General features: G+C 50.4%; 3 protein-coding genes. All 3 read right to left on the minus strand.

The window, feature by feature from the left end:
• The coding region (locus tag AQR02_RS34280) for a PolC-type DNA polymerase III (protein WP_245237446.1) at positions 1-2684 on the minus strand (2684 nt) is incomplete at its 3' end.
• 158 nt (positions 2685-2842) lie between these two features.
• Entirely contained in the window at positions 2843-4291 is a 1449-nt protein-coding gene (gene proS / locus AQR02_RS14265; protein ID WP_054941047.1) for a proline--tRNA ligase, read from the minus strand.
• Between the two features lie 105 nt (positions 4292-4396).
• The coding region (gene rseP / locus AQR02_RS14270) for an RIP metalloprotease RseP (RefSeq protein WP_245237447.1) at positions 4397-5558 on the minus strand (1162 nt) is incomplete at its 5' end.

The raw sequence follows: 5558 nt of genomic DNA on the forward strand, positions 1-5558 counted from the left end.
GAGGAACCTACTGAACCACGTGAGCCTACCAGATATCCGTCCTGGTTCGACTTCTTAACAAGCCGTTCAGAGATCAGATAGTTGGCGGAGAACCCGTATTTAATGATCGGTGCGAGTTCCTTCTCCAGACGGGCCACCACTACCTCAGGCAATTCCTCGCCGTAGATCGATTTGGCGGTATTATAGCAGGTGTTGCGGATTTCATCGTCTGCGCCTTCAATAATTGGTGTAAACAGCTCGCTTGGGAACAAATCATATTCCTCAAACCGGTCAGCCAGATCTACGGTATTGGTAACGACGACTTCCATCGCTTTTTCCGCGCCAAGGAAATCGAATTCAGCGAGCATTTCATCCGTAGTCCGGAAATGGGCATCCGGCTTGCGCTGGTCCTTGAGCGGACTGAAGCCGGTGATCCCGTGAATTGTAATGTCACGGAACAGCTTATCCCGCGGCTCCAGATAATGCACATTGCCTGTCGCAATAACCGGCTTGTTCATCTGCTCGCCGATTTCACAAATCTTGCGTACAACATTGCGCAAATCCTCGGCGCTGGCTACAAATCCTTTATCAACCAGATGCATATACATCGTCAGCGGCTGAATCTCCAGGATATCATAGAACTCTGCAACCTCTTTTGCTTCTTCAACCGTCTTGTTGAGCACTGCTTCAAAAAATTCGCCTCGTTCACAGCCGGAAATCACAATCAGCCCGTCGCGGTGCTCTTCAAGCTTGGATTTAGGAATACATGGAACCCGTTTGTAATACTCTGTATGCGACATCGAGATGAGCTTGTACAGATTCTTTTTGCCGACAGGATTCAGCGCATAGATTCCACAGTGAAACGGCCGGACGTTCGACAGATCATTGCCGACATAGTCATTCAGCCGTTCCAGCCGGGTCAGCCCCTTCAGCTTCTCAGCATCGGCCAGCAGACCATTCAGAATGCCCCCCAGAGCCACTGTATCATCTACCGCACGGTGATGACTCTCCAGCAGGACTTTGTATTTGTCGGCTAGCGTGTTCAACCGGTGATTCTTCATGCTCGGGTAGAGCAAGCGCGCCAGCTCCAGCGTATCAAGTGAAGGATTCGGCAGCTCAGGATGCCCCAGCTTCCGCAGGGAAGCCTGTATAAAGCCCATATCGAACCGGGCATTATGGGCAACCAGAATGCTGTCACCGACAAAATCAACGAATTCACCCAGCACCGGTTCCAGATCAGGAGCATCCTTGACCATCTCATCCGTGATATTGGTCAGCTGCTGAATATGGTACGGAATTTTTTCATGCGGATTGACAAAGGTTGTATAACGGTCAAGCTCCTTGCCCTCGCACATTTTGATCGCGGCCAGCTCCGTAATATTGTTGCGGGTGATCGACAAACCGGTGGTCTCGATATCAAATACGACATAGGTAGCGGTCTTAAGATCCATCGGCTGGGCATTCTCAACTATATTCACCGCATCATTTACGACATTGGCTTCCACACCGTAAATCAATTTAATCTTATTTTTGTGTGCGGCATGATTTGCATCCGGGAAGCTCTGTACATTGCCGTGATCGGACACGGCAATCGCCGGATGGCCCCATTTTGCAGCAGTTTTGACATAGGTCGTTATTGGCGTCACAGCATCCATCGTACTCATTGTCGTGTGCAGATGAAATTCAACCCGTTTTTGCTTCGCAGTATCTTTGCGGGCCGGAGGTGCGTTTACTTCTGATAAATCCGAAGGAATCATCACCAGCTCAGGAATCTGCATAAATCGGTCATATTCCACCTTACCCCGGGCTCTCACCCATTTACCGTTGGCAAGCTGCCCCATGATCTTCAAATCTTCTTTCGTTTTCGCGAACATCTTTATCTGCAGGGAGTCCGTGAAGTCTGTGATGCAGAAAGTGAACAAAGTATTGCCGTTGCGCAATTCCTTGCTCTCGAGTCCAAAGATTGTGCCCTGTATCGTAATCTTTTTCTCTTCGTCCTGAATTTCCAGAATCGGCACAGCCTGCTCCTTGATCTCATATCCGATTTGAAGCTTGATCACTTCATTCGGATCGCTCTCCTCCTCTGGTTCATCCGGTTCGCTGGCCATCATCATCATCTCAACCAGCTCACGCTGCTCCTGCTGCAGTTTTTGCTGGAACTCTTCAAAGGCATCTGCTTTGGTGCTCTCGTCCTGGGCAATCTGCAGTTTGACCTTCAATGAAAGTCCAAAATATTTATCATAAAATTTGATAATGGCGCCTTCGATACCTTTTTTGCGGGCCAGCTCCAGTGACATCGTGTCACTCAGGCTAAGCACAAGTGTGTTGTCCTGAAGCTCTTGGGTAGAGCGTGTGAGCCAGCCGTTTACGGAAGGAATCTCCCGCTGTGCCCACTCCAGAAACAATCCCCAATATTCCTGTACAAGCTCCTGCCTGCCGACGGTTTGTTCATCATATAGGAACAGGAAGCTGACCTTGGCAATATGCTGCAGCTTCTCACGCATTCTCACACAAAATGCCCGGTACGTCTGTGCCGGAACAAGACTTCCTTTGGCAATGACAATATGCCAGTCTTTATTGCCGCGGCTAATCTCTACACGTTCGATCTGTCCGTCCAAAAAATAGGGGTCAATCAACGCTGGCGGAATCTCCCCCTGCTTCATCAGGAGCTCGAACCTTCTTCTTCTCTCCGCATTCTGTTCCATGCTTTCCCCACCTAACTTACGTAAGAGTTAATCTCCGAGGCTTGCCTGTTTGAATTGTAAAAAGCTTCCGGGTCGAAAAAGCATTGGGTTCTTTCGGCCCGCCGACTCCTCTCGCCAGAAGCTACATTCACATACTCACTATTATAATAGGTCCCGGCTTAGTACGCCTTGGCAAAAACAACCGTATGCTGGGCAGGCTTGCCGCAGCAGATACAGGTCGTCTTCTGCTCAGCCGGATTAAACGGAATATTGCGGCTGCCCGCTCCCGTCTCTTCTTTTACTTTATCTTCGCACTCCTCGGTTCCGCACCAGCCTGCCAGGGCAAAGCCGCGTTTCTCCTCCATCGATGCTTTCATTTCATCCAGGGAATCTACCGAATAGAAATGGTCTTCACGGAACTTCAGCGCCCGCTCAAACATTTCGTTATGAACCTGCTCGAGCATTGCCTGGATCTCTTCCACAAGATTGTCCTGCTGGACGATCTTCTTCTCCCCGGTAATACGGGATACCAGTACACATACACCGTTCTCCATGTCACGCGGGCCGAGCTCCAGACGGACAGGCACACCGCGCATTTCATATTCGTTAAATTTCCAGCCTGGTGTAACATCCGCACGATCATCCACACGCACACGGACACCGGCGTCTTTAAGTTGTTTGAACAGCTCGTCCGTCCGTCCGATAACCGCTTCGCGGGTTTTTGGAGGTCCGATCGGAATCATAATGACTTGAGTCGGGGCAACCTTAGGCGGCAGCGCCAACCCGCGGTCATCCCCGTGCACCATAATCAGCGAACCGATCAGGCGTGTCGTAGAGCCCCAGGAAGTCGTATGAACATATTCCAGGGAATTCTCACGGCTTAAATATTGAATGTCAAAAGCGGTCGCAAACTTCGCTCCCAAATAATGAGAGGTCGCTGCTTGTACAGCCCGTCCATCCTTCATCATTGCTTCAATAGAATAAGTATCGACAGCTCCGGCAAAACGCTCAGAAGGTGTCTTCTGGCCGGTAACAACCGGAATCGCCAAATAGCTCTCAACAAAATCACGATAGTTCTCCAGCATCCGCATGGTCTCTTCACGGGCCTCAGTTTCGGTCTCATGCGCCGTGTGGCCTTCTTGCCAGAGGAATTCCGTCGTCCGGATAAACGGCAATGTGCGTTTTTCCCAGCGGACTACATTAGCCCATTGGTTGATCAGCACCGGAAGGTCACGGTAGGATTGAATCCATTTGGAGTACATGTGTCCGAACATGGTCTCGGAAGTCGGGCGGATCGCCAAACGTTCTTCCAGCACATCGCCGCCTGCCTCGGTTACCCAAGGAAGCTCAGGATTAAAGCCCTCGATATGATCCTTTTCTTTCTGGAAAAAGCTCTCTGGAATGAACACCGGGAAATAGGCATTGCGGTGGCCGGTAGCCTTAAGGCGGCGGTTCATTTCCTCCTGGATGTGCTCCCAGATTTCGTAGCCTTCCGGTTTGAAGACGATACAGCCGCGGACCGGTGAATAATCCATCAGATCCGCCTTCTTGATTACATCGATATACCAGCGCGAGAAATCTTCGCTCTGTGGCGTAATTTCCGTTACGAACTGCTTATCTTTAGCCATGTAATGAAATCCTCCTAAATTGCCCTGCAAAATATAGCCTGGCTACGCGCCATTTGGTCTGTCTTTTGCGGGGTCCGCCATAAATCTGATTGCATCAATTAAAAATCAGCCTGTGATCAGGCGCAGTATATCATTATAGGTTACAGCGATCATGACCAGGAACAGCAAGGCAAACCCTACAAAATGCACCATGCCTTCGCGGCCCGGATCTACAGGTTTGCCGCGCAGCGCTTCCACACCGAGGAATACCAGTCGGCTTCCGTCTAGCGCCGGAACCGGCAGCAGATTGAAAATCCCCAGGTATAAGCTTAGAATGGCCGCCCAATAGGTCAGATACTGAATCCCCTGCTGGGCAATCTGGCCGGTCATCTTCGCCGTTCCAACCGGTCCTGAGATGTCATCCATATTGAAGTTATTGATCAATTGTTTGAATCCGGTAAAGATCAGTTTAGTCGTATCTACCATGGCCGTACTCGACTTGGTAATCGTCTCCCCAAAACCGGCTCGGCGTGTCTGCAGGTCAGGAGTAATCCCTACCTTGCCGCCTTCTTCACCTTCCATACTGCGGGGAATCATGGTCACTTCATAGGTTTCATCGCCACGCTGAAGGACCCAGTTCATCTCTTTGCCTTTGGATTCGGAGGTTAGCTCAATCATCTTCAGATAATCTCCGCCAATCTTCTCTCCATTAACAGAGACTACTATATCACCCTTCTGGAGCCCCGCCTCTTGTGCAGGCATACCCTCGCTGATATCCCCAACCTTCACAATGGTAGGATTCTCCACCGGGATTCCCGCCATCTGCAAATGAATCGCAAACAGGACAAAAGCAAGAATAAAGTTCATTACCGGTCCGGCAACAATCGCTAAAGCACGCTGTCCGACGGTTTTGCTGCCAAATTGACGGTCTTTCGGTGCAATCTGCGTCTGCTGGCCGCCTTTGATCATCATCGCCTGCGGATGCACATCATAGGCAGTGACTTCACCATCGACATCAAGCCGGATTGTCAATTCATTCTCCAGATCGGTATACTGCGCCTCGCCACGGATTACATTTCTGCGGGTGTCGAGCGAATCGAGATAGATATTTTTGACTTTATTGTCTTGTCCCAGCCTGACGGCGATCATCTGCCCCTGGCCGATTTCAATGATTTCAGGATCTTCCCCGGCCATCCGCGCATATCCGCCGAAAGGCAGCAGACGGAGTGTGAACTGCGTTTCACCGCGTTTATAGGAAAACAGTTTCGGGCCGAAACCGATAGCGAAT

Origin of the sequence: Paenibacillus ihuae (genome assembly GCF_001368795.1) — a bacterium.
In the GTDB taxonomy this organism is placed as follows: Bacteria; Bacillota; Bacilli; order Paenibacillales; family Paenibacillaceae; genus Paenibacillus_AQ; species Paenibacillus_AQ ihuae.